Source organism: Paenibacillus rigui (assembly GCF_002234615.1).
Taxonomy (GTDB): domain Bacteria; phylum Bacillota; class Bacilli; order Paenibacillales; family NBRC-103111; genus Paenibacillus_S; species Paenibacillus_S rigui.
Genome location: NZ_NMQW01000084.1, coordinates 1 through 893, shown reverse-complemented (window position 1 = coordinate 893; position 893 = coordinate 1). Strand labels below are relative to the sequence as shown.

At 38.1% G+C, this 893-nt stretch carries 1 protein-coding gene; it reads left to right on the top strand.

Annotated features, from left to right (window positions below; all coding sequences use genetic code 11):
• Positions 1–170: 170 nt before the first annotated feature.
• Positions 171–554, top strand: a complete 384-nt coding sequence (locus CF651_RS31640) for a DUF5071 domain-containing protein (protein WP_094018854.1) — start codon at positions 171–173, stop codon at positions 552–554.
• The last annotated feature ends 339 nt before the right edge of the window (positions 555–893 follow it).

The window sequence follows — 893 nt, the reverse complement described above, 5'->3', positions numbered from 1 at the left end:
GGATTCAGGCAGACAACCTCTGCGAGGCTAAGTCTTCGACCCGGCGCTGGTGCGCCTTAAGCCTCTCGGGTTCGTGAATACAGTAACGTTATCAGAAATACTTGCAGTTTAATAAAGAGTTAAATTAAACCTAAACCTAAACCTAAACCGATATTGGAGAGGTCCATCCAATGGATATTAAAATACTAATTCCTAAACACAAATTCGATTTTGAAAGTGTAGAGAAATTAAAGAAACTGAATCTTGAGGAAATCAAACCAATATTACCTGAACTTTTGGAATGGTTACAAGATATGAATTGGCCAATTGCACAAGAAATAGAAACTTTACTTTTGAGCTTTCAGGAACAATTAATACCATATATTAAGAATGTTCTTAATACAAATGATGGAACTTGGAAATATTTTTTACTACACGGCTTAATTAATAAATTACCTAAACATGTATTAAAGGATTTAAAAACAGATTTAGAAAGAATGAAGAATAGTCCAACTGACGATGAAAAATATGAAGAGCTTGAAGATATATTAGAAGAATTATTAGAGAAAATTTGAGGGCCAAATCAAGAAGGCAAGTACTTCTGATAACACCGTATTCACGCTTCGGGGCATACGCCCCTCGGTCCGCAAGATGAAAATTCGAGGAAGTATATTCAGCGGACATACCCGCACCGGCTAACTGCGCAAGCGCAGCCGGACCTATGGTCCTTAAGCCGGTGGGGCATCGTGAATACAAGAACGTTATATGACATTCTCCCCCTCAAGAAAAGAGCTTAATTTGGTGTGGCACACCATCATTATGAAAGGGGTTTCAAAAGCAGTATAAGATCGAAGAGCAGTATAAGATCGAAGAGCAGTATAAGATCGAAGAGCAGTATAAGATCGAAGAGCAGA

Bases quoted from the DNA above. Each gene is read 5' to 3' on its own strand.
- CF651_RS31640 (WP_094018854.1), top strand. From the start codon at position 171: ATGGATATTAAAATACTAATTCCTAAACACAAATTCGATTTTGAAAGT.